This window comes from Pelotomaculum propionicicum (assembly GCF_004369225.1).
Lineage (GTDB): Bacteria > Bacillota > Desulfotomaculia > Desulfotomaculales > Pelotomaculaceae > Pelotomaculum_B > Pelotomaculum_B propionicicum.
Genome location: NZ_QFFZ01000177.1, coordinates 1 through 482 on the forward strand (window position 1 = coordinate 1; position 482 = coordinate 482).

Annotated in this window: 1 protein-coding gene; it reads left to right on the forward strand. The window is 61.2% G+C overall.

Annotated features, from left to right (window positions below; translation table 11 throughout):
* Positions 1 to 482 (forward strand): carboxypeptidase-like regulatory domain-containing protein (locus Pmgp_RS19405; protein WP_134216328.1); only part of this gene is annotated, 482 nt, incomplete at both ends.

The following is a 482-nucleotide window of genomic DNA, read 5'->3' on the forward strand; positions in this document are numbered from 1 at the left end:
GCTACCGGCAGCAGCAACCCCGTCTACCAGTTCTGGTTCCAGGCCCCGAACGGCAACTGGTACAGCAGCGGCCCATACGGCAGCGGCAATACCTTCCAGCTGCCCAACCCGGTGGCGGGCACCTATACGGTCGTCGCCTACGCTAAAGACGCCAACTCAAGCCAGGCGGTCGTGGCAAGCAACACGGTCGAGTTCACCTTTACCGGAGGAAGCGGGGGCGGCGCCGGCATCACCGGCACAGTAACGATCAGGGGCACCGGCGGCCCCGCTTATGTGAGCCTGAGGGACGGCGTGTGGCAGACCGTTAACAACGGCGGCACATTTACCTTCAGCAACCTGACCCCGGGCAGCTACCTCCTGGCGATATTTGCTGATAAGTATCCCGCAAAGGTCACTCCTGTAACAGTGACCTCCGGGCAAACAACTACTGTGAACGTTACTCTGGTGCCGGGTGACACCGACGGCAACGGCCTGATTAACAT